The organism is Jatrophihabitans sp. YIM 134969 (assembly GCF_054456675.1).
On sequence record NZ_JBTJEQ010000008.1, the window covers coordinates 42436 to 63610 of the forward strand.

20 protein-coding genes and 1 pseudogene are annotated in these 21175 nt (G+C 71.0%); 16 read left to right on the plus strand and 5 right to left on the minus strand.

Translation table 11 applies throughout. From position 1 onward, the window contains the following. The first annotated feature begins 39 nt into the window (after nucleotides 1-39). From ACXR2U_RS06345 to ACXR2U_RS06390, 10 genes are all read left to right on the plus strand, one after another. On the plus strand, nucleotides 40-1014 hold the full coding sequence (locus ACXR2U_RS06345) for a bacteriorhodopsin (protein ID WP_458824104.1): 975 nt from the start codon (nucleotides 40-42) through the stop codon (nucleotides 1012-1014). After that, entirely contained in the window at nucleotides 1011-2057 is a 1047-nt protein-coding gene (locus tag ACXR2U_RS06350) for a Brp/Blh family beta-carotene 15,15'-dioxygenase (RefSeq protein WP_458824105.1), read from the plus strand. Before ACXR2U_RS06345 ends, ACXR2U_RS06350 begins: the two co-directional genes overlap by 4 nt. A 229-nt stretch (nucleotides 2058-2286) precedes the next feature. Further along, the gene (locus ACXR2U_RS06355; RefSeq protein ID WP_458824106.1) at nucleotides 2287-4086 is read left to right on the plus strand and encodes a glycoside hydrolase family 15 protein; all 1800 of its coding nucleotides are present in this window, start codon (nucleotides 2287-2289) and stop codon (nucleotides 4084-4086) included. Further along, the gene (locus tag ACXR2U_RS06360; RefSeq protein WP_458824107.1) at nucleotides 4083-5084 is read left to right on the plus strand and encodes an SDR family oxidoreductase; all 1002 of its coding nucleotides are present in this window, start codon (nucleotides 4083-4085) and stop codon (nucleotides 5082-5084) included. Before ACXR2U_RS06355 ends, ACXR2U_RS06360 begins: the two co-directional genes overlap by 4 nt. Continuing rightward, the gene (locus ACXR2U_RS06365) at nucleotides 5081-5566 is read left to right on the plus strand and encodes a hypothetical protein (protein ID WP_458824108.1); all 486 of its coding nucleotides are present in this window, start codon (nucleotides 5081-5083) and stop codon (nucleotides 5564-5566) included. Before ACXR2U_RS06360 ends, ACXR2U_RS06365 begins: the two co-directional genes overlap by 4 nt. Then, nucleotides 5563-6042, plus strand: a complete 480-nt coding sequence (locus ACXR2U_RS06370) for a hypothetical protein (protein ID WP_458824109.1) — start codon at nucleotides 5563-5565, stop codon at nucleotides 6040-6042. The genes ACXR2U_RS06365 and ACXR2U_RS06370 overlap by 4 nt, the downstream gene beginning before the upstream one ends. Then, nucleotides 6042-6800: a gluconate 2-dehydrogenase subunit 3 family protein gene (locus ACXR2U_RS06375; protein WP_458824111.1), complete on the plus strand. Its 759-nt coding sequence runs from the start codon at nucleotides 6042-6044 to the stop codon at nucleotides 6798-6800. Before ACXR2U_RS06370 ends, ACXR2U_RS06375 begins: the two co-directional genes overlap by 1 nt. A gap of 101 nt (nucleotides 6801-6901) precedes the next feature. Beyond that, nucleotides 6902-8449: a GMC family oxidoreductase gene (locus tag ACXR2U_RS06380; RefSeq protein ID WP_458824192.1), complete on the plus strand. Its 1548-nt coding sequence runs from the start codon at nucleotides 6902-6904 to the stop codon at nucleotides 8447-8449. A 26-nt stretch (nucleotides 8450-8475) separates the two neighbouring features. Continuing rightward, nucleotides 8476-8631: a hypothetical protein gene (locus tag ACXR2U_RS06385; RefSeq protein ID WP_458824112.1), complete on the plus strand. Its 156-nt coding sequence runs from the start codon at nucleotides 8476-8478 to the stop codon at nucleotides 8629-8631. A 583-nt stretch (nucleotides 8632-9214) separates the two neighbouring features. Continuing rightward, entirely contained in the window at nucleotides 9215-9856 is a 642-nt protein-coding gene (locus tag ACXR2U_RS06390) for a hypothetical protein (protein ID WP_458824193.1), read from the plus strand. 54 nt (nucleotides 9857-9910) lie between these two features. Here ACXR2U_RS06390 and ACXR2U_RS06395 read toward each other — a convergent pair whose 3' ends face one another. Then, nucleotides 9911-10426: a PAS domain-containing protein gene (locus tag ACXR2U_RS06395; RefSeq protein WP_458824113.1), complete on the minus strand. Its 516-nt coding sequence runs from the start codon at nucleotides 10424-10426 to the stop codon at nucleotides 9911-9913. Between the two features lie 329 nt (nucleotides 10427-10755). Here ACXR2U_RS06395 and ACXR2U_RS06400 point away from each other — a divergent pair, with 329 nt between their 5' ends. The 6 genes and pseudogenes from ACXR2U_RS06400 (at nucleotide 10756) to ACXR2U_RS06425 (ending at nucleotide 16165) form a co-directional block, all read left to right on the plus strand. Then, on the plus strand, nucleotides 10756-11166 hold the full coding sequence (locus ACXR2U_RS06400; RefSeq protein WP_458824114.1) for an ester cyclase: 411 nt from the start codon (nucleotides 10756-10758) through the stop codon (nucleotides 11164-11166). 365 nt (nucleotides 11167-11531) lie between these two features. Then, on the plus strand, nucleotides 11532-11786 hold the full coding sequence (locus tag ACXR2U_RS06405; RefSeq protein ID WP_458824115.1) for a hypothetical protein: 255 nt from the start codon (nucleotides 11532-11534) through the stop codon (nucleotides 11784-11786). Nucleotides 11787-12402: 616 nt separating this feature from the next. Then, the gene (locus ACXR2U_RS06410; RefSeq protein WP_458824116.1) at nucleotides 12403-13467 is read left to right on the plus strand and encodes a sodium:calcium antiporter; all 1065 of its coding nucleotides are present in this window, start codon (nucleotides 12403-12405) and stop codon (nucleotides 13465-13467) included. A 417-nt stretch (nucleotides 13468-13884) separates the two neighbouring features. After that, nucleotides 13885-14622: a GAF and ANTAR domain-containing protein gene (locus tag ACXR2U_RS06415; RefSeq protein ID WP_458824118.1), complete on the plus strand. Its 738-nt coding sequence runs from the start codon at nucleotides 13885-13887 to the stop codon at nucleotides 14620-14622. Nucleotides 14623-15411: 789 nt separating this feature from the next. Continuing rightward, nucleotides 15412-15534 (plus strand): annotated as a pseudogene (locus ACXR2U_RS06420) (helix-turn-helix transcriptional regulator); the annotation flags it as partial. Between the two features lie 256 nt (nucleotides 15535-15790). Beyond that, nucleotides 15791-16165: an STAS domain-containing protein gene (locus ACXR2U_RS06425; RefSeq protein ID WP_458824119.1), complete on the plus strand. Its 375-nt coding sequence runs from the start codon at nucleotides 15791-15793 to the stop codon at nucleotides 16163-16165. 380 nt (nucleotides 16166-16545) lie between these two features. Here the strand turns inward: ACXR2U_RS06425 and ACXR2U_RS06430 are convergent, their stop codons facing one another. The 4 genes from ACXR2U_RS06430 to ACXR2U_RS06445 are packed head-to-tail and all read right to left on the minus strand — an operon-like array spanning nucleotide 16546 to nucleotide 21101. Beyond that, nucleotides 16546-16824, minus strand: a complete 279-nt coding sequence (locus ACXR2U_RS06430; protein WP_458824120.1) for a hypothetical protein — start codon at nucleotides 16822-16824, stop codon at nucleotides 16546-16548. A gap of 10 nt (nucleotides 16825-16834) precedes the next feature. Then, nucleotides 16835-18781 carry a CheR family methyltransferase gene (locus ACXR2U_RS06435; RefSeq protein WP_458824121.1) on the minus strand — a complete coding sequence of 649 codons (1947 nt, stop codon included), beginning with the start codon at nucleotides 18779-18781 and terminating at the stop codon, nucleotides 16835-16837. Further along, nucleotides 18778-19827: a chemotaxis protein CheB gene (locus tag ACXR2U_RS06440; protein WP_458824122.1), complete on the minus strand. Its 1050-nt coding sequence runs from the start codon at nucleotides 19825-19827 to the stop codon at nucleotides 18778-18780. The genes ACXR2U_RS06435 and ACXR2U_RS06440 overlap by 4 nt, the downstream gene beginning before the upstream one ends. Next, a complete protein-coding gene (locus ACXR2U_RS06445) occupies nucleotides 19824-21101 on the minus strand; it encodes a GAF and ANTAR domain-containing protein (protein WP_458824123.1) in 1278 nt (425 codons plus the stop codon). The genes ACXR2U_RS06440 and ACXR2U_RS06445 overlap by 4 nt, the downstream gene beginning before the upstream one ends. Nucleotides 21102-21175 lie beyond the last annotated feature (74 nt).

The following is a 21175-nucleotide window of genomic DNA, read 5'->3' on the forward strand; positions in this document are numbered from 1 at the left end:
AAGTCCGGAGTCTCGATGCTCTCGTCCACCCTCCTGCTCGTGACCCCGTCGGGTCCGACTGCAGAGATCACCGACATCGCCTCGACGAGCCGATGGCAGTACGAACTGGTGCTGTATGCACTGGTCGTCGCGTTCTTCGCCCTGTTCGCGTCGGGCGTCTACAACCTGACCACCCGCTCGGAGATCTCCAAGAAGTACCGGGCGTCGACCGTGACCAGCGCGATGATCACCTGGATCGCCGCCCTGGCCTACCTCGCCCTCATCGTGGTCTGGCTGACCAAGTACCACTCCAACGCCGACGGTTCGACCTTCACCCCCGAACCCGGAACGATCTTCACCGGACTGCGGTTCGCGGACTGGTCGGTGACGGTTCCGCTGCTCGTCGTCGAGCTGTACGCGGTGTGCAACATCGCCAAGCAGAAGGCCACCGCCATGCGGTTCGCCGCGATGGCCGCGGCGTTCCTGATGATCCTGACCGGACTGTTCGGTGTCATCGCCGTCGGTCAGGACCACGCCTCGACCGCCGCCCTGTGGGTCTGGGGCATCGTCAGCACCGTCTTCTTCATCGCCCTGTACCCGCTGATGCTCGCACCGGTCCGGGACACGATGAAGGACGTCAGCGCGCCCACCGGTAAGAGCCTGCGCAACGCCGTGACCCTGCTGCTGTCGGTGTGGGGCGTGTACCCGTTGGCGTACCTGGTGCTCATCTTCACCGACGCCCGCAGCACCGGCTGGGCGGTCACCATCCAGCTGGCGTTCACCGGCGCCGACATCATCGCCAAGGCCGGCTACGGGGCACTGTTGCACAAGGTGGCGAAACTGCGCACCGCCGAGGACGCCGGTGACGCCGACGCCCAGGTGCCCGACACACTGCCGGCGTCGGTCTCGCTCAACGGGTTGTCCATCAGCCTGCCAGGCAGGGCCTACACCGACGGGGCCGTGACGAACGGCCACCGCGTGGCCGCTGGCCACATCGCCGGTGACGGTGCCGCAGCGCACCGCGACCAGGTGTGACCGCTGGCTCTGTCGGCGCGTGCGAGTTCGCGGCGACCGGTCGGCTCACGCCGGCCGGCGTCGCGGCTGTCGGATCACTGATCGTGCTGATCGGAGCGGGCCTCACCGGTGTCCTGATCCGGACGCAGCAGCGTGATCTGCTGGAGCACGCCGGCCCCGCGGCGCTGATCGTCGCCGTCGCGCTCGGCATGCCCCACGGCGCCCTCGACACCGAACTCGTCGTGCGGGGCCGTGGCCGTCGCGCCGCAGCCGGCATCGCTTACCTCGCCGTAGCCGGCCTCGTGTTCCTCGGCTGGTCCCAGTGGCCGGGCGTCGGGATCGCCGTGCTGCTCGCGGTGTCTGCGGCGCATTTCAGCTGGATCGATCACGTCGTGAGTCGGTGGCGCACGCCCGACACCGCACCACGCGTCCGAGCTCTCCGGGCCGCCGCTACCGGTGCGCTCGCGGTGTCCGGCCCGTTCGCGTGGTGGCCGGACCGGACCGGGCCGGTCCTGCATCAGCTCGGCGTCGATCCGATTCGCTGGAACCTGTTCACCGATGCCAGCAGGATCGTGTTCGCCATCGCAGCGGTCGTCGGCCTGCTCGCCACCGTGTCCGCGTTCGCAGGTCGAGACATCGCCGGCGGCCTCGAACCCGTAGCGATCGCTGCACTGACGATCACACTGCCGCCTCTGCTGGGCTTCGCGGTCTACTTCGCGGGTTGGCATGCCTGGCGTCAGACCATCCGCCTCGTCGCCGTCCACCCCGACGCCCGGGAATGGATCCGCCGAGGTTCGACGTCCCGGGCGGCGGGCGTCGTCGCCCGCCGGGCCGGCCTGCCCACAGCCATGGCACTGACAGCCGTGTTCGCACTCGTCCTGCACGCCCGTGACGTCCCCGCCGGCGTGCTGATCGCCCTGCTGGCCGTCTCCGTGCCCCACGCCGCCGTCAGCGTGCTGAGCGAACGACGAGCCGCAGCTCGCCCGGGTGTCGCCACGAGCTCGAGGCCAGGTCAGACCCGCTCGGCGACACACCGGAGCTCGATCGGGAGGGCGAACCCGTGAGGATCTCGACGGCTCCCACGCCTTCCCACCTCCCCGTTCCTGACCGCAGTTCGGCCGCGACGCTCGGCCCGATCGCGCCGGGCTGTACGGAGAGGTTCGCGACCGCAGAACTCCCGGGGCCCGCTCGCGACAGGTACGGCGACGAAGCGCCGGCCCACCCCGACCGACGCAGCGTGGACGACACCGCGTTTCCTGTGCGCGCACAGGGGCTCCATGAGCGCGGTCACAGGTGAGCGCCGAGCGGGACGCAGCGGGTTTCGTCGACATCAGCGCGTACGGAGTCCTCGGCGACGGCCGCAGCGTGGCGCTCGTCGCGGCCGACGGCACGGTCGACTGGTGGGCGGTGCCGCGGTTGGACTCGCCGCCACCGTTCGCGGCGCTGCTCGACCCGGACCACGGCGGACGGGTCGTGCTGCGACCGGCCGACCCGTCGGCGTCGCCCGGCCGGCGCTACCGCCCCGACACCAACCTGCTCGAGACCACCTGGACCACCTCCACGGGACAGGTGGTCGTCACCGACTGCCTCAACTCGGGGAACGCCGGACGACTCCCCTGGACGGAGTTGGCCCGACGGGTCGACGGGGTTGACGGGTCGGTCGCGATGACGTCGGTGGTGGAGCCCGGCGACGGGCTCGGCAGTGTGCAGCCGTGGGCGGAGGACGACTCGCGGGGACCGCTCCTGCACACAGGCGAGCTCGTCATGGCCGTCCGGCACAGCGCCGGCGTGGCCGTCGACGTCGGACGTACCGCGGTGTCCGGGTCGTTCACCGTCTCGGCCGGAGAGCGGGTCGTGATCGCCGTCGTGGCCTCGGACGCCGCGCCGTTGTTCCTCACCGACGTCGACGCCGTCGATGCCCGACTCGACCTCACCGCGGCGAACTGGCGGCGCTGGTCGGCTCAGGTGCAGTGCAGCGGAACACGACGTGATCGAGTCGTGCGTAGCGCCCTCGCGCTCAAGACGGTGATGATGGCCGACACCGGTGCCATCGCCGCCGCGGCCACGACCTCGCTGCCCGAACGGGTGGGCGGCCCGAAGAACTGGGACTACCGGCTGGCCTGGATCCGCGACACCGCACTCACGGTCGACGCGCTGACGGTGTGCGGCCTGCAGGAGGAGGTGCACGCGGCGATCACGTGGTTGTTGCGGACGATCCGCGACGATGGACCGGACATCCACGTGGTCTACGGCCTCGACGGCGACGTGCCGGCGAGCAGCCGGACCGCAGCTGTCCCGGGCTACCGCGACAGCCGACCCGTTCGGCTCGGCAACGACGCGACGTCCCAGGTGCAGCTCGGCGTGTACGGCGACCTGTTCGGGACGGTGGCCACCTGGGTGTTCGGCGGCCACGTGCTCGACGTGCGGTCGGCACGGCAGCTCGCCGACCTCGCCGACCGGTGCGCCGACACGTGGCGTCACGACGACGCAGGCATCTGGGAGCTGCAGGACGACCGGCCGTACACGTCGTCGAAGATGAACGTCTGGCGCGCCCTCGATGCCGCGGCCCGACTGGCCGACGCCGGTCAGCTCGCGGGCGCGGCCCGCCGGTGGCGCGGCGAAGCGGACACCGTGCGTGCGTGGGTCTCCGAGCATTGCTGGTCGCCGCGCAAGCAGGCGTACACGTTCTACGCCGGCACCGACGACCTGGACGCGTCGGTGTTGCTCGGCGTGCAGTCCGGGTTCGACCGGGGCCCGCGGATGAATTCGACGCTGGACGCCGTGCGCCACGAACTCGGGGTCGGGCCGCTGCTGTACCGGTACACCGGTGTGGCCAGTGAGGAACAGACCTTCCTCGCCTGCGCGTACTGGTCGGTGCATGCGCTCGCGGTACTGGGACGGGCCGACGAGGCCGAGGCGCAGATGCGGGAGCTCGACGGGGTCGGGTCCCCGCTCGGTCTCCTCTCGGAAATGGTCACCCCTGGGACAGGCGAGCTGGTCGGCAACATCCCGCAGGCCCTGAGCCACCTGGCCTTCGTCAACGCCGCCGTAGCGTTGCAGGATGCAACGAATCGCGAGAGGAACTCATGGTGAGCAACAACAAGGTCGTGGTCGTCACCGGCGGTACCGCCGGAGTCGGTCGGGCCACCGTGCGTGAGTTCGCCGCTGCCGGTTACGACGTCGCCGTCCTCGCGCGCGGCCAGGCCGGACTCGACGGCGCCGTGGCCGACGTCGAAGCCGCCGGCGGCCGCGCCCTCGGCATCCCCACCGACGTCGCGGACGAGAAGGCGGTCGACGACGCGACCGAACGGGTCGAGCGCGAACTCGGCCCGATCGACGTCTGGGTCAATGTCGCGTTCGTCGGCGCGCTCGCGTACTTCTGGGACACAGATCCGGCGGAATACCACCGGATGACGGAGGTCACGTACTTCGGTCAGGTCCACGGCGTGCGCGCTGCCCTGGGCGTGATGCGGTCGCGCGACCACGGTGCCATCGTCAACGTGTCGTCGGCAATGGCCTACCGCGGCATCCCCTTGCAGTCGGCGTACTGCGGCGCCAAGCACGCGATCAAGGGCTTCACCGAATCGGTGATCACCGAACTGCGCGCGACCGGCAGCAACGTCACGATCGGACTCGTGACGCTGCCCGGGGTCAACACGACCCAGTTCGACTGGAACCTCAACAAGATGGCGCAGCACCCGATGCCGGTGCCACCGATCGTGCAGCCCGAGGTGTGCGCACGGGCCATCAGGTTCTCGGCCGAGCACCCGCGTCGCAACATGTGGGTCGGCATCGCCACCGCCTACACCGTGACGGGCAACCGGGTCGCCCCGGCGTTCATCGACTGGTACCTCGGCAAGACCGGCGTCAAGTCCCAGCAGACCGACCAGGACGCGCCGCGATGGGGGTCGAACGTGTTCCAGCCGCGCGACGCCGACCACGACCGCGGCGCCCGCGGAGCGTTCTCGGCGAAGGCCTCCGAACGTGACCCGGTGTCGTTCGTCGCCCGCAACAGGATGGCGACACTGGCCGCCGTCGGTGGTGGGGCCATGGCGCTGGTGCTCGCAGCTGTCGGCCGGCGGCGACGATGAACGCAACGCCCGTTCAACTCCGGCCGGTCGAGGTCGTCCGCGCCGGCTGGGGTGCGGCGCTGCTGACGTGCCCCGGGCTCGTGCTCCAGCACGTCCACCGCGTCCGGGTCGACACCGCGAGCCAACGCGTGACCCGTGTCCTCGGGGCGCGGCAGCTCGGGCAGGCGTTGCTGTCCGGGGTGGCGCCGTCGCCGGAGGTCCTCGCGATGGGAGTGTGGGTCGACGCCGCCCACGCCGCCACCGCCGTCGCGTTCTCCCTGTCCGACCGCACTCGGTGGCGGGCCGGTGTGACCGACGCCGTCATCGCTGCGGTGTGGGCCGCGTTCGGCTACCGCGATCTCGTGCACGCCCGCGGTGTCCGCCCCGAGCACGACCGTCGCCGCGACGCCGCGGCCCGGTTGGTGCTCCGCCACGTTCCCGGCGGTGCTGCCTTGCTCCGTCGCACACTCGTCGACCGACGATCCCCGCAGGAGACCACGTGAAGACCATCCAAAGCCCTTCCCGTTCGTTGGCCGAGACCGGTGAGAACCTGCTCGAGACCGGTTACCGAGACGTCAGCACCGGCCGGTTCCAGCGCACGCTCGCGGCGCTCACCGCGGCCGGTGCCGTGATCACCACGCTGGAGATCTACACCTCGCACGACTCGGCGAGCTTCGGCAACAAGATGATGTGGCTGCCGATCGGCATCGTCCCGACCGTGGTGCCCGCCGGGATCGCCGCCGTGTTCAGCGAACGCGCCGCCCGGACCGTCCTGCCGATCACCAGCGCGCTGATCGTCGTCAACGGGATGCAGGGCTTCTTCTTCCACATCCGTGGCGTGGCACAGAAACCGGGCGGCTGGAAGATGGCCGCGTACAACGTCGAGATGGGCCCACCGGTGTTCGCGCCGCTGCTCGCGAGCCTCGTCGGCGGCATGGGCCTGCTCGCGTCGGTGCTACGCCGCGAGGGACGCCGCTGATGCCGTACCGCGCCCCTGCCCGCCACGCGGTGACCCCGCAGCACCGTGGCCGGTTCCCCGGTTTCGACGTCCTGGACCAGGTACACACCTGGGACGACGTCACCACCGGCGTCGTCCTGGCCCGGCTCGCCCCCGTCTCCGACCTCTCCTTCTTCACCGCCGTCGAGGACGCCGCCGCCCGTCCGCTGTGCGATCTGCTGCTCGCCCAGGACGACGATCCCCGCATCCCGGTGGTGGCGCTCATCGATGCCCGCCTGGCCGCCGGGGAGACCGACGGCTGGCGGTACGACGACATGCCGCCGGACCCGCAGGCCTGGCGCGACACCCTCGCCGCGTTGGACGACGACGCCCGGACCGCCCACGACCAGCTGTTCCACGTCTGCGCACCGCAACAGCAGGCGGCGCTCGTGCAGACCGTCTTCGACGCCGCCCACCACGGCGAGGCGTGGTACGCGTGGTCCGCCATGCATGTGTGGAGTCTGTGGACCCGGTACGCGTGCGCGGCGTTCTACTCCCACCCGTGGGCCTGGAACGAGATCGGTTTCGGTGGCCCGGCCTACCCCCGCGGCTACAAGAACATCGGGCTCGACGCCCGCGAACGGTGGGAGGTCCGCGACGACACCGGCGAGGACGCCGCCGGGGACCCGGTCCCGTTCGGCGACCGGGTGGACCGCGCCCGCGCGGCACACCACGACCTCACCGGCAGCGAGGCCGCACCGCACGGCCGCACCCGTGCCCGGCAGGGAGGCGCGGCATGAGCAGCACCCGGTTCAGCTACCGCTCGCTGAAACAGACGAACGAGTCCGCGTGGCTGGTCCCGGACGACGGTTCGCGCACGAACCACCAGCTGCGGCGCGACATGCGCCGCTACGCCGACACCGACGAGGTCGACCTCGTGGTGGTGGGCGCCGGCGCGGGCGGCAGCGTGCTCACCCAACGCCTGGCCCGGCGGGGGTGGCAGATCGTCACGTTCGACGCGGGGCCTTTCTGGGACCCCGATGCCGACTGGGTCAGTGACGAACGTGGTGCGCACTCGCTGTACTGGACCGAACCACGCGTGATCGGCGGGACCGACCCGGTGCCGCTGGGCTCGAACAACTCCGGCCGCGGCGTCGGCGGCTCGTTGATCCACTACTCGGGTTTCGTCCCGCGGTTACACCCGTCGGACTTCCGCACCCACACCCTCGACGGCGTGGGCGTCGACTGGCCGATCTCCTACGCCGACCTCAAGCCCTACTACGAGCAGGTCGAGGCCGAACTGCCGGTGTCCGGTCAGGACTGGCCGTGGGGCGATCCCCACACCTACGCCCACCACGCCCACCCGGTCGGTGGCAACGGCTCGATCTTCCTCGCCGGATGTGAGGCGGCCGGTGTGCCCGCCCGGGTCGGGCCGGTGGCCATCGCCAACGGCCGCTTCGGCAACCGGCCGCACTGCATCTACCGCGGCTTCTGTCAGCAGGGCTGCAAGGTCAACGCCAAGGCCAGCCCGCTGATCACCCACATCCCCGACGCCCTCACCCACGGCGCCGAGATCCGGGCTCACAGCCACGTCAGCCGCATCGTCGTCGACGACCGCACCGGCCGCGCCACCGGCGTCACCTACCTGCGCGACGGGGTCGAACGCTTCCAACGCGCCCGAGCGGTCGCCGTGGCCGGCTACAGCCTCGAGACACCACGCCTGCTGTTGCTCTCTGCAACGACAGCCCACCCGGACGGACTCGGGAACGACCACGACCAGGTCGGCCGCTACCTCATGGTGCAGGGCGCGCCGCAGACCGCCGGCCGGTTTGCCGCCGAGGTCCGCATGCACAAGGCACAGGTACCCGAAGCCAGCAGCGAGCACTTCTACGAGACCGATCCCACCAAGCCCTACAAGCGTGGCTGGTCGTTGCAGACGGTCGGCCCGCTGCCGATCACCTGGTCCGAACACGTCACCGCGCAGGGTCACTGGGGGGCGCCGCTACGCGAGTACATGCGCGACTTCGTGCACTGGGCATCGATCGGCGCGCTGGCCGAACTGCTGCCCCAGGCCGACAACCGGGTGACCCTGGCCGACGAACAGGATCGGCACGGCCTGCCGGTCGCCCGCTTCGACCACCACCTCGGTGACAACGACAAGGCCCTGATCGCCGCCGCCACCGCCAGCATGGAATCGATCCTGCACGCGGCCGGCGCCGAGGAACTCATGACGATCCAACGGTTCGCCCACCTGGTCGGCGGCGCCCGCCTGGCAGCTCGCGCCGAAGACGGCGTGGTCGACACCGACCACAAGGTCTTCGGGATGCCCAACGTCTTCGTCACCGACGGATCGACATTGCCCACGCAGGGCGCCGCCAACCCCGGCCTCACGATCATGGCCCTCGCCGCCCGCGCCGCCGACCGCATCGCGGCCCTCGGGAAACACTGACAGGAGCAACTGTGGAACAGATCCCGATGCCGATCCTCCTGGATCCGCAGCGTCCCCGACTCGAGGGACAACTCAGTCTCGACGACGCCAACCAACAGGCCCACGACCTCGACGAAGTTCTGCGGCAGGCCGCCGACTACGGCCGGCACCTCTGGCGGCAGGTCGACGCCGCCCGCCATTAGCTGCTGGAGGTCGCCCCGGACCCCGACGCCACCGACGACGTGCACCGGTGGTTCACCGCCCCCCGCGGACCGGACGACGACCACGGCTGGGACCGCTGGAAGACCGCGTACGAGGCGGTCACCTCTGTCCTTGCCGGGCCGGCCGGTGATTCCGGGTTCGGCCGCCACGAAGCCGCCCAGGAAGCGTTGCGCCGGCGCACCGCGGTGAGCGACCCGGAACTGAAGGCCCAGTACGTGCGGACCGCTGCCCGGCGAGCTGCAGCGGCCGAACAGCTGGAGACGCCGTCGTCCAGCGCCGATCCAACCGATCCCGTGTCTCCTGTGGAACCGGCGGCCTCCCCGCCCCCGTCCGCAAACGACACCGCTCCGACGGGCCCCGCACTGCTCGCTCTGGTGGCGGGAGTCGCGTTCCTGGCCGGTGCCGGCACGGGGCGACTGGCTCGTCTCCGAGCGCGTACCGCGCGGACCGAGGAGCGTCGCGCGTGATCCCGCGATCACTCAGCCCGTGAACGCGCCGCACGGTCTCGACGAGGAGTTGTCCCACCGGCGGGTGTCTGACGGTGAGAACCGGTGGCCGCCCGTCATGGCGGTCGTGGTCGCCGGCGTCGCCTACACGACCTTGCCGGACTCGTTGCTGTTCGCGCCCCGCATCGTCATTCCCCTGCTCGAGGCTGCGCTGTTGGTGACGTTGGTGGTGACCAACCCGCGCCGGTTGGTGCGGGAGACACGATGGTCACGAACGGCGTCGGTGGTGTTGTCCGCCGTGGTCATCGTGGCCAACCTGATCGCACTGGGCCTGCTGGTCGCGGCGGTGACCAGTCCGCACACCCCCGGTGGCTCCCTGCTGGTGGCCGCGATGCAGGTGTGGGTGACCAACGTGATCGGCTTCGCCTTGCTGTTCTGGGAACTGGACCGCGGCGGCCCGGTGAGCCGACGGGAGGTACGACGCGATCGACTGCCGCCGGCAGACTGGCGGTTCTCCCAGGACGAGAACGCCGACACCGTGACCGAGGTGGCCGCCAGTTCCAGCGTCCGGGCCGGCTGGATCCCCACCTTCGTCGACTTCCTCTACCTGTCACTCACCAACAGCAGTGCCTTCAGCCCCACCGACACCATGCCGCTGACCACCCGCGCGAAGATGCTCATGGGCCTGGAGGCCAGCGCGGCGCTCCTCACATCCCTGCTGGTGATCGCCCGGGCGGTCGGATCGCTCGGCGGTGGCTGACGTTCGACAGCTCGGCACCTTCAGCGCCGGAGTCAGGCAGTGGCGCCGTGCGCGTCACCCTACCGTGGTGTCCACGACGACATGTCCGGTGAGCACTTCGCCAGGTCCGCGTTGCCCGGTCACCCGCATCACGACACGACACACCGAACCGTCGGTGCGCAGGATGCGCTGTGGGAACACCACCGCTCCGCTCTGGGTGGCTCCGATCATGACGAGGCGCTCGACCGCGGCGCGGTCGTCCGCGTGCTTGTGCGCCTGGTGCAGGCCGATCGTCGCCGGCACGGCGCCGATCGGGTAGCCGTACATCTCGTACATGCCGTCGGACCAGACCATCCGCTCGTCGGCTGTGTTCCACCTCCATGTCGCGGTGGGCAGCTTCGCCAGCGAACGCACCGCCGTGGCCGGCCTCCACGGCACGGCGGCGGGTGGGCCGTCGACTTCGGGTTCCAACACGAGCGCTGCGACCCGCCGGTACGCCGAATGCAACGCCCGCGACACGTCGAGCACGCGGACACGGTGACGATGAGCCGTGTCCGCGATGCCGCGATCGTGAAGGTAGACGTCGCGCACCGAGGCCCGCTCCAGTGGACTCCACGTCACCCAGCTGCTCAGCAGCCCGACGTTCGTCATCGCGCATGTCTAGCGGATCCGCACCCCTGAACGCATCCCGAAGTCGATCATGAACGCTGCACACAGCAGCAATTTGCTGGATGGTAGGTCGCGGACAAGTGGTCACCAGCGACGTGGACACTTTGGTTCAACGGAGAACTGGCACATGCCGGCCGCACCTGGCCCGCTCGTCGCGGGTATGCCATCAGAGCACGTCCGCCGAGGGCATCCGGACAGGAGTCTGACCGCCCTCGATGGCACCCCACCCAGCCAGGAGGATCACGAACACCGTGTTCGACAAGAAGAGCAACATCGCCAGCCAGGAAGCCTTCGGCGAAGCCGTCAACAGCGGGGACCTTGCGGCTCTCGACGCATTGGTCGCCGCGGACAGCCACGACCACGACCCCGCGCCGGGTCAGGTGCCCGGACCTGCCGGATACCAGGCGTTCTTCGGCGAGATGCGAACCGCGTTCCCGGATCTGCACATCGACGTGGAGACGTTGGTGGCCGACGACGACCAGGTCGCGTTCGCGTACACCCTGAGCGGCACCAACAACGGACCCTTCCAAGGCCACGACGCCACCGGCAAGACCATCTCCGTGCGCGGTGTGCAGATCAGCCGGATCTCCGACGGGAAACTGATCGAGCGGTGGGGCAGCTCGGACGAACTCGGGATCATGAAGCAGCTCGGCTTGGCCTGAGCCGGTTGCCGGAATCGCCCGCGGTCGGGTGATCGGGTCGAAACGGGCGGCCGGTGCCCGCGTCACCGCCCGCCGACGAGGAAGGTCGGCCCACCACGACCCAGCCTGGACTGTTCCGGGGCCACCGGCCGCGATCAGCGTTGTCATGACCTCGCCGTCTCTCAGGCACTGGCTCAGTCCAAGGCACGTGTCTGTCGCGCGATGCAACCGTGTCCAGCAACCGGGAACGCCTTCTCGACAGGACGGGCGTGGTTCCGTGTCGTGAACCTGTTGTCAGGAGTGAGGATTTCACGCCGACGTCGATCGAGCGCTCCTCCCGCAACCGCCCCCGCTGTTGGTCAGGACGCCGCTGCCATGCTGGCGTGATGGACGACATCGACTGGATCCGGGCACGAGCCGTTGCGGCGACCGGCGGACCATGGCGCCGTCACGGAGCGGATGTGTGGGTGGATGATTCGTCGGTTCCGTTGTTCACCGGTCGGGACGGCGATGCGTCGGCGCGTGAGCAAGCTGACCGGGACGCCGAGTTCGTTGCGCACGCCCGCGACGACGTGCTGACCCTGCTCGCCGCTCTCGCCGATGACGCGCCCTCGGCCGGGCGACATGGCCAGCCCGACTGATTCGGCCCCACGACGAGAACTCGGGACGCTCGCCTGCGGCGACTCCTGCTCGCCGCCCGCTGCGGTGTCGATCAGGACGTGTCCCGTCCGTGCGAGAGCTGCGGCTGCTGCCCACCGTTCGGCGCCGGTCGAGGAGTCGACGTGCATCGTTGCCGCGGCGGCGGCGGCATCCGCGAGATCGGTCGAGCTTCCGGTGTCTGCCGGGACCGGCACGGACTGCCCGAGTGTGTTGCAACCGACCGGGTAACCGCGGTCGGCCGCTTGCAGGGAGACATCAGGGGAGTCGCCTACCCGGCGGAGGTGCGGTCGGGGCCGCGTCTCGTGTTCCCGATCTGGACATGCGGGTTCGATTGCCGTCGCTTGTTCCGTCCGGGTCATGCCATGGGATCCGTGTTTCCGCGGGTCTCGGCTCTGAGGCCGTTGATCCACTCGCCACGAGGGACGCGGGTGGCGCAGCACGTGTCGCATACCGGTCTCGACCGGCCCGCCGGCGGGTTGTCGGCTTGCTCGCACCGACACCTGGACGAGAGACCTCGCGAACTGGGTAGGCCCGCCACGTCTGCCCCTGCACAGCCAACCCCGCGTGCGTCTGTCGGCAGGCCACGGAGTCCGTCCCGTGTCATCCCTCGCCGTTCCCCTGTTGGTCCTCGTCTTCGTCGGTTGCGCCGGTGTCATCTGGATCGCCGGCATCCACCTGTCGAACACCACCGACGTCCTCGACGACCGGCTCCACCTCGGCTCCGCCCTGGGTGGCGTGGTCCTGCTCGCGATCGCCACCAACCTGCCGGAGATCGCCATCACCGTCACCGCGGCGGCATCGGGAGACATCGGGGTGGCCATCGGCAACATCCTCGGTGGGATCGCGTTGCAGACCGTCGTGCTGGTGGCGCTCGACGCCTTCGGCGGGAAGCGGCGGGCGCCGTTGACCTACCAGGCTGCCAGCCTCAGCCTCGTGTTGGAGGCCGGGCTGGTGATCGCCGTGCTGACGGTCGCGGTGATGGGCAGTCAGCTCCCGTCGACGCTGCACGTCGGCCGCGTCGCGCCCGCGTCCATCCTCATCGCGGTCCTGTGGCTGGTCGGCATCGTGCTGCTCAGCAAGGCACGTGGGCGACTGCCCTGGCGCGACTCCGGCGAGGCGCCCGACAACCAGGCCGCGCCGCGGGGACACGCCAAGACCCAGAAGAACCAGCAGGCCACCACGAAGCAGATCTCGACGGCCTGCGCCGCCACCGTGTTCTCCGTTGCCGCGCTCGCCACCCTGGCCGCCGGCTACTTCCTGGAGCAGAGCGGCGACGCTCTCGCTGACCACATCGGCCTGACCGGTGTGTTGTTCGGTGCAACGGTGCTCGCAGCCGCCACCTCGCTACCGGAGTTGTCGACCGGCATCACCAGCGTGCGTCTCGTCGACACGAAGTTGGCGATGAGCGACATCTTCGGCGGCAACGCGTTCCTGCCGGTGCTGTTCCTGGTCGCGACCCTCATCTCCGGACAGCCCGCGCTGCCGCAAGCGCAGGACACCGACATCTACCTCACAGGCCTCGGCATCCTGCTCACCGTCGTCTACGTCTTCGGCCTGCTCTTCCGACCACGACGCACGATCGCCCGGATGGGTCCGGACTCCCTGACCGTCCTGCTGCTGTACGCCGCTGGCATCGCCGGACTCGTCGCCATCGCCACGTGACCGTGGCCCGCCCTCCGGTCGCGCCGATACGGCGGCAGCGCGGCCCGCAGGGGCCGGCGGCTGCTGATTCACGGTGGGGCGAGCGGGGTCCCCGGCACGCGGGGCTCGTCTCGAGGTCTTCAGGCGAGCGCCCAGCTCGATCTTGAACTCAGACGCCGCCCACGCTCGGCCTTCCCCCGAAGATGCCGACCGGTACCGGAACTGTAGGTCAGACCCGCGCCCGGCGCAGCGCGAACGACGCCCGGCGCGTGGATGGCCGAGCCCACACCGCGGGATCGCTACGCTCGACCAGGTCACGGTCTCGGCGTTCGCACCCGCTGCGGACCGGGATCGAGGTCTCTGCGGGCTCAAACCACGTGCCGACAGAGGCCGCCTCGGACCTACGGGCCGAGGACGCGTGTGAGGGACCCCGAGTACATGCCCGACGACCAGACCAGCAGCATCCGCCACGCGACGGGCAGCAGGGGCGGCGGCATCGCCCCGAGCCTCGCCGGCCAGCTCGGCGCACTCGCACGCGAGATGCAGTCCGCGCCCGACATGGACACGCTGCTCCACCGCATCACCCGCGCCGCCGTCGCCGAGATCGGGGGCGCCGAGTACGCGTGCATCAGCCTGGTCGAGGGCCGCGACGTCCGAACCCGGGCTGCCACCAACGACCTCGTCAGGCGCATCGACGAACGGGAATCCGAACTCCAGGAAGGCCCGTGCATCACCTCGTTGCGTCACCACGTCACGGTGCGCTCGGACGACTTCGCGACCGAGGACCGGTGGCCCCGGTTCGTCGCGGCGGCACGGGAGGACGGCATCCGTTCGATGCTGGCCGTCCAGCTGTTCGTCGAAGGCGACAACCTCGGCGCCCTCGACATCTACGCGACCGAGCCCCACGCGTTCAGCGACGAGGACGAGAGCATCGCCATGCTGCTCGCCGTCCACGCCGCCATCGCCATGAAGGCCAGCGTCACCGCGTCGAGCCTGCGGGTCGCCCTGGAATCCCGGGACGTCATCGGCCGGGCGAAGGGCATCCTCATGGAGCGGCACAAGATCAGCGACATGGACGCGTTCCAGCTGCTCATCGTCGCCTCGCAGAACACCAACACCAAGCTGCGCAACGTCGCCGACCACCTCGCCGCCACCGGACAACTACCAGCGTCCTGACGTGCACCGCGGCGGCCGTCGCGCACCGCGGTCCGACACCGCACCGCCCGGAGACGGCACACTCGGAGGTGGGTGCACCACCGCGCTGCGGCGGGTGCACGGCGAGGGTCAGCTGAGGGGAGGAACCGGGCCGTGCCGGTCTCCGAGCCTGGACGGGGCTCACCGCGGTCGTCGACGTGGACCCGAGCCACGGGCCGGGACGCGGTCGAACTGCTGCTGCGTCGCCACTACGCGACGCGCGTGCACACCAGGGACGGCGCCGCCGGCATCGCCCTCGCGAACGTCGTGGCGGGCCCGGTCGCGTTCGGTCGCGGCGTCTTCGACGTCGACGTCGACCTGCGAGGGGACATCCCGGGTGTCGTGGGGATCGGCCGGACGCGTTCGGGTCACGTCTCGCACCACGTGGACGGCGACGAGCTGCGCTGGCGCAAGGGCGACGTCTTCGCGGTGTTCCGGGACGTCGCGGGACTCGGGCCGGACGAGGACGTCCACCGGCTCGGACGCACTCCCCTGTCACCCCGAGCCGGCACCGCCTGGCAGCGCACCTGGGACGCCGTCAACCGCCTGGTGACCGGGGCCGGAGGGCCGTTGCCCACCCTCGTCGTCGGATCGGCCGCCCGGCTGCTGGCGGCCGCCGCGCTGACGACGTTCGCCAACGACGTCGAGCGCGAGCCCACCGCCGACGACCGTCACGACGCCCACCCCGCGACGCTGCGACGGGCCGTCGCGTTCATCGAGGCCCACCCCGATCTGGACCTCACCGTCGCCGACATCGCCCGGGCGGCACACGTGACCACCCGCGCGCTCCAGCTCTCGTTCCGTCGCCACCTCGACACGACACCGACGGAGTACCTGCGCCGGGTCAGGCTCGACCGCGCGCACTCCGAGCTCGTCGCGGCGCAGAACGGCGACCGCACCACCGTCACCACCGTCGCCGCTCGCTGGGGATGGGCGCGACCGAGCCGGTTCACCGCACCTTCACCGCCGCGCACGGCCGGAGCCCCAGTCAGGTTCTCCGCGACGAGCCAGGACGTCGCGTGTCGGACGACATCTGACGATCCGGTTCGGGTGTTGTGCGGTGACACGCGCCCCGCGTACCGTTCGTGCTGGTTCCGCCCCGAGCCGCCACCGGCCGGAACGCTGCGGCCCCGCACGGGCGGAGCTCCCGTTGCACCCACTCGACGTCCACCCGATCCCCGCCCGCCCCCCGCTGGGTCTCGGCCTCACCGTGCGTCGCGACGGCAACACGCTGTCGGTGGCGGGCGAACTGGACATGGCCACAGCGCCGCGACTCGACCGCGTGCTGCGCGGGCTGATGGAGACCGGCCAGCCCCTGTGCCTCGACCTGCGCGACGTCACCTTCGTCGACTGCAGCGGCTGGAGGGTCGTCGTCGACGCGATGCGACGGCAGCGCCAGGCTGGCCTGCCTGACATCGAGATGGTCGACATGTCCGTGCAGGTCCAACGCTTCACGGCCCTGTTCCAGCTCTGCTCCGCCGGTGGCCACCTCCCACCGTCCCGGCGAGCCACCCCGTCGACATGAACCGTTGCACTACGCACCAGTTGGGTACGCTTCCGCAGACCTCTCGAATGGGTGCAGCGTGCGCTCCCAGGGGGCGCAGACGCGAGAGGGTGTGTACAACAGGAGCAGGGTTCGGCTACAACAGCGCGGCCGGACCCGCTCCGTCGTAGGACCTGGACCCGCGCCGACGCGGCTGCCACGATGGAGGTCCACGGAGCGCTGGCGAGGTGCAGACGTGACCGACGAGCGGGAGCGGGCCGAGCTGCGGACGAAGACAGCTCAGCTGATGTGGTGGTCGGCCCAGAACCGGGCCGTGGCCGCGGTGGTCCGCGCCCAGGCCGCGCAGGCACGGGAGTCTGCCCGGACCCTGCACCGTGCACTCCACGAGTCCCGTGCCTGGCTCATCCCGGCGTCTCGCGATCTGGCGGACCGATCCGTCGACGACGCGCACTCTCCGCCGCGGCCACCGCGGCGGCGTCCGCCTCCGCCGCCCGCCGTGTCGCGCCCTTGAGCCCGAGGCGGGCGGCCGCGGTGCTGGCCGGCGTCGACACGGCCCCCGCGGCCAACTCGGCGCGTCTCGTCGCGAGTTCGGCTGCCCGTCGACCCGCGGCCTCGGCCCGCTGACGCGCCGCCCCGACCCGCTCGTCGATCGTCGCGTTGTCGAGGCGGTCAGGGGTCACGGGCTCGCGGTCAGCTCGCTGCGGCCGCATCGTCGACCTCGACGTCGTCGCGCGAGACGTCCTCCATGAGGACCAGGGCACCGGCCGGCGTGGTCGTGCCGTCGGTCTGCAGGGCCGTCACGTTGACCCGCAACCGGACCGGGCGGCCGCGGCGGTTCACAGCGTCCACCGTGCGGCCGGTGACCGACGACTCGGCGCCGGCGATCACCGCCCGCAGCCACGGGTGCAGCGGGGTGGTCGGCAGTCCACTGTCGAGGTTCAACAGGTGCTGACCGATCGTCTCGTCCGCCCGCAGTCCCCACAGGTCGTGGGCTCGCGGCGTCCAGACCTGCACGACCAGGTCACGGTCGACCACGATGACCGCGGCGTCGAGGCTGCCGAGGATCGACTGCATGAAGGCGTTGAGATCGCTGATCTCGGCGGTGCGGTCGCGCAGTTGCTCGTTCGTCGTCTGCAGCTCGTCGTTGGCCGACTGCAGCTCCTCGTTCATCGTCTCCAGTTCCTCGTTGGTGGACTGGAGTTCCTCGTTCGTGGTCTCGAGTTCCTCGACCGTCGATTGCAGTTCCTCGTTGGTGGTCTCGAGTTCCTCGTTGGTCGACTGCAGTTCCTCGTACGCCGACTCGAGCTGGTGGTTGGTCGCCTCGACCTCGACGCGCAACTGCCGGAAGCGGGTGACGTCGGTGAAGCTCACCGACACCCCGAGGTGGTCACCGGTCGGGCTCACCAGCGGGACGATCTGGACGTCGACGTACACGGGGTCCGGGCCCGAGCGCCGCCACTCGACCTCCCGCAACCACGCCGTGGTGCGACTGTCGGCCACGGCCGCGATCTGCGAACGCAGTTCCACCGGGCGGTAGGAGACCTCGAGGTCCTGGAACGGCCGGCCGATGTCGCGATCGGACAGGCCGAGCATGGAACTGGCCCGGTGGTTCACCATCGCGAGCCGGCCGTCGTCGGTCACGGCGATCTGCGCGACCGGGTTGGTCAGGATGATCTCGTTGCGGAGTCGGACGTCGTCGCCCAGCAGGGCGCGCACCGTCGCAGCGTCCGGCACCGGCGGGGCCGATGCTCGGGTCGGCTCGCCACGGCGCCGGCGGAAGAACCGCCGCTTCAGGTCGACGGGATCGAAGACCGAGGCATGGTTGAGCAGCATCTCGGCCTTGCCGAGGAACAGGGTCCCGCTCGGACGCAGGGCGAAGCCCAGCCGACCCACCACCCGGCTCTGGGTCTCGGCGTTGAGGTACATCAGCGTGTTGCGGCACAGGAGCAGGTCGATCCGCGAGATCGGCGCGTCCCGCGTGAGGTCGTTGCGGCCGAAGATCACGCTGCGGCGCAGGTCGGGCGCGAACACCCACCGGTCCCCGACGGCGTCGAAGTACCGGTCGCGGAGGTTCTCGGGCAGCCCACGCAGCTCGCGTTCGCTGTACGACGCGCGACGCGCGTAGTCCAGGGCGTCCTCGTCGACGTCCGTGGCGTAGATCTTGACGCGCTCGCGGAACTCCGCGCCCATCGCCTCGTGCAGGACCATCGCCACCGAGTAGGCCTCGTGGCCGGCGGAGCAGCCCGCGCTCCACACCCGGATCGGTGCGCCCTCGGACTGCTCGAGCATCGCGGGGACGATCTGCTCGCGGAGGACGTCCCAGGCGTCGGCGTCACGGAAGAAGCTCGTGACGTTGATGAGGATGGTGTTGAACAGCGCCGTGAACTCGGGCGGGTTCAACTGCAGCCGGTCCTGGTACTCGTCGAAGGACTCGACGCCGATCTCGCGCATGCGGTGACGCACCCGCCGGACCAGGCTCGGCCGTTTGTACCCGGTGAAGTCGAACGCGCGGCTGTCCCGCAGGAACTCCAGCAGCCGCTCGAAGCCCGCCTCGTCGTGGGGTGCGGCCGTCTCGTCGTCGGGGTCGACCGGGTCGACGGCCTCCGACGACGGCGGACCGTCCTCGCGCTCAGTCATGAGATGACGGAGCCTAGACCCGGGTCACCGCCCAGGAGGTCGCCGATGCGCCCCTCGAGGAGTCGGCGGACGAGCTCGGCCGAGCGTCGGGCGTCGTCCGACTGCTGGCGGTACCTCTCCGCCGTCAGCGGACTGCCGCGTTCGGCCGCCCGGACGGCGAGGCCGGCGCCCAGGGCGGACTTCTCCTCGAGACTCCGCAGCGCCATCCACAACGCCGTCTCGAGCGCCTGCGACTGCTCGGCCAGCAACCCCTCGGACGACCAGGCGTGCCCCACCCGGCAGCGGTACCGGAGCGGTTGGTCCTCCACCTCGAACAGCGACCCGCCGCAGTCGGGACACCCGAATCCCGCCGGCGTGCCGGGACGCTCGTGGGCCGCCATCGCGTCCGGGTCCAGTTCGGCCATCGCGACCTCCTCCGCGTCGAGCCCCGTCGGCCCGCGTTCCGGCGCCGGGGCCGGGACCCGGACCAGCTCGCCGACCGCGGCGCCGAGACCCGCCGCGGTGTCGAGGTACAGCGCGCCCACCTCGTGGACGACGGACGCCGGCATGCTCGGGTGGAGCGCGTCGGCCGGGTCCTGGGCGAGGACGGCTCCACCGACCCGCGCGACGGCCGCGGCTCCGGCGGTGCCGTCGTCCAGCGCACCCGAGAGCACGACCGCGACCGTCCGCGCCCCGACGGCGCGGGCGGCGCTCCGGAACAGCACGTCCACGGCGGGTCGGTGACCGTTCTCGCGCGGGCCCCGCGTCAGCCGGACGTGGTCACCCTCCACCACCAGGAGGTGGTGGTCGGCCGGTGCGATGACGATCGTGCCCGGCTCGAGCGGTCGACCGTCCTGCGCCAGCACCGCGGGGAGGGCACCCGCCCGGTCGAGGATCCGTGGCAGTGCGTTGGTGCCGTGCGCGGGGACGTGCAGGACCACCAGGACCGCGGCCGCCAGGTCCGCGGGGAGAGCACGCACGAAGTCGACCAGCGCCTCGACGCCGCCGGCGGACGCGCCGACCACGACGACGTCGCGCCGGACCGCAGCTCCGGCCGGGTCGGTCACCGAGCGACGATCTGATCCGGGTCCTGACCGGTCTCGAGGACGACCCGGGCCAGGTCCCGCAGCTTGAGGTTGCCGTTCTGCGAGGCACGCACGAGGACGGCGAACGCGTCGTCGCTGGTGATGCGGCGCCGCTCGACGAGGATCCCGACCGCTTCACCGATGAGCTGCCGTGACTCCACGGCCACGCGCAGGTCGTTCTCGACGAGCGTGCGTTGCAGCGCGACGCCCGCGTGGACGCCGACGGCGGCGGCCCGGTCCACGTCGGTCACCCCGAGGGCGTCGCGCCGGTCCGCGACCAGGGTCAGCACCGTCGTCGATCCCCCGCGGCGGCTCATCGGGACGACCAGCATGCTGCCCACCCCCTGGGCCGTGGCGGCCGAGGCGAACGCCGGCCACCGCGCCTCGCTGGCGACGTCGCTGACGAGCACGACGTCGTCGGTGGCGACGCACTCCAGGGCGGGCCCCTCGCCCAACGCGGACTGGATACGGTCCAGGACCGCCACCTGCGACGAGCTGCCGTCACGCGTCGTGAGCCGTCCCCCCTTGCCGGCGACCGTCACGCCTGCCACCTCCGCGCCGGGCACCAGGGCGACCGCGCCCTCGGCGGCGAGGGCCACCACCTCCGTCGGGTCCGCACGGGCGCCGAGATCGGCCGCGAAGGCGGCGAATGCCGCGATGGCCGCGGCGGACACGCCGCCCTCCTCGGTTCCCCCGGACGCGACGACCTGGACGCCCGGCTCGACCGGGCGGAGCTCCCAGTGCAGCAGCATCTGGCCGCCGTCGTCGACCGCCCGGGCGAGGAGCTGGACCCGCCTCGGCGCGGGCCCCGGGGCGTGGAACGTGACGACGACGGGAGCGGTCGGGCGATCGTGGGTCAGCGCGGTGATCATCGATCTCACGACCGGACGGTCCGCGACGGCGAACCAGGTGGCCACCGGACGCGGCGTGGTCCGGGCCACCGGGTGGTCGAGCAGCTCCTCCGCCGCCCGGTTGACCGCTCGGACGACACCACGTCGGTCGGTGACCGCCTGCGCCGACGGCGCCGACATCCAGAGGTCGTCGCGTTGCTCGGCCATCCGCCGCAAGCTGCGGCGGGTCTCCTCGAGCGCCTCCTGCTGCACGCGGAGCTCCTCCTCGGCGACGAGGAGTTGCTCGCCGAGCTCGGTGAGTTCCTCGAGCAGGGCCGGCGGCTGGGGTTCGGCGAGCGAGAGAAGTCGGAGGCGACGGCCGCCGAGTTCACTGAGGAAGTGGTCCAGATCCGGGTCAGCGGTCATCACGTTCTCCGATCCGACGCGCGGTCGCATGTGGTCGGTGCCCGGATTTGGACATCTCCGACCGTAGCGCAGTC

Excerpts from the sequence above, each read along its gene's own strand:
- ACXR2U_RS06365 (WP_458824108.1), top strand. The coding sequence starts at position 5,081 with ATGAACGCAACGCCCGTTCAACTCCGGCCGGTCGAGGTCGTCCGCGCC.
- ACXR2U_RS06375 (WP_458824111.1), top strand. The coding sequence starts at position 6,042 with ATGCCGTACCGCGCCCCTGCCCGCCACGCGGTGACCCCGCAGCACCGT.
- ACXR2U_RS06380 (WP_458824192.1), top strand. The coding sequence starts at position 6,902 with ATGCGCCGCTACGCCGACACCGACGAGGTCGACCTCGTGGTGGTGGGC.
- ACXR2U_RS06385 (WP_458824112.1), top strand. The coding sequence starts at position 8,476 with ATGCCGATCCTCCTGGATCCGCAGCGTCCCCGACTCGAGGGACAACTC.
- ACXR2U_RS06390 (WP_458824193.1), top strand. The coding sequence starts at position 9,215 with ATGGCGGTCGTGGTCGCCGGCGTCGCCTACACGACCTTGCCGGACTCG.
- ACXR2U_RS06405 (WP_458824115.1), top strand. The coding sequence starts at position 11,532 with ATGGACGACATCGACTGGATCCGGGCACGAGCCGTTGCGGCGACCGGC.
- ACXR2U_RS06415 (WP_458824118.1), top strand. The coding sequence starts at position 13,885 with ATGCCCGACGACCAGACCAGCAGCATCCGCCACGCGACGGGCAGCAGG.
- ACXR2U_RS06435 (WP_458824121.1), bottom strand. The coding sequence starts at position 18,781 with ATGACTGAGCGCGAGGACGGTCCGCCGTCGTCGGAGGCCGTCGACCCG.
- ACXR2U_RS06445 (WP_458824123.1), bottom strand. The coding sequence starts at position 21,101 with ATGACCGCTGACCCGGATCTGGACCACTTCCTCAGTGAACTCGGCGGC.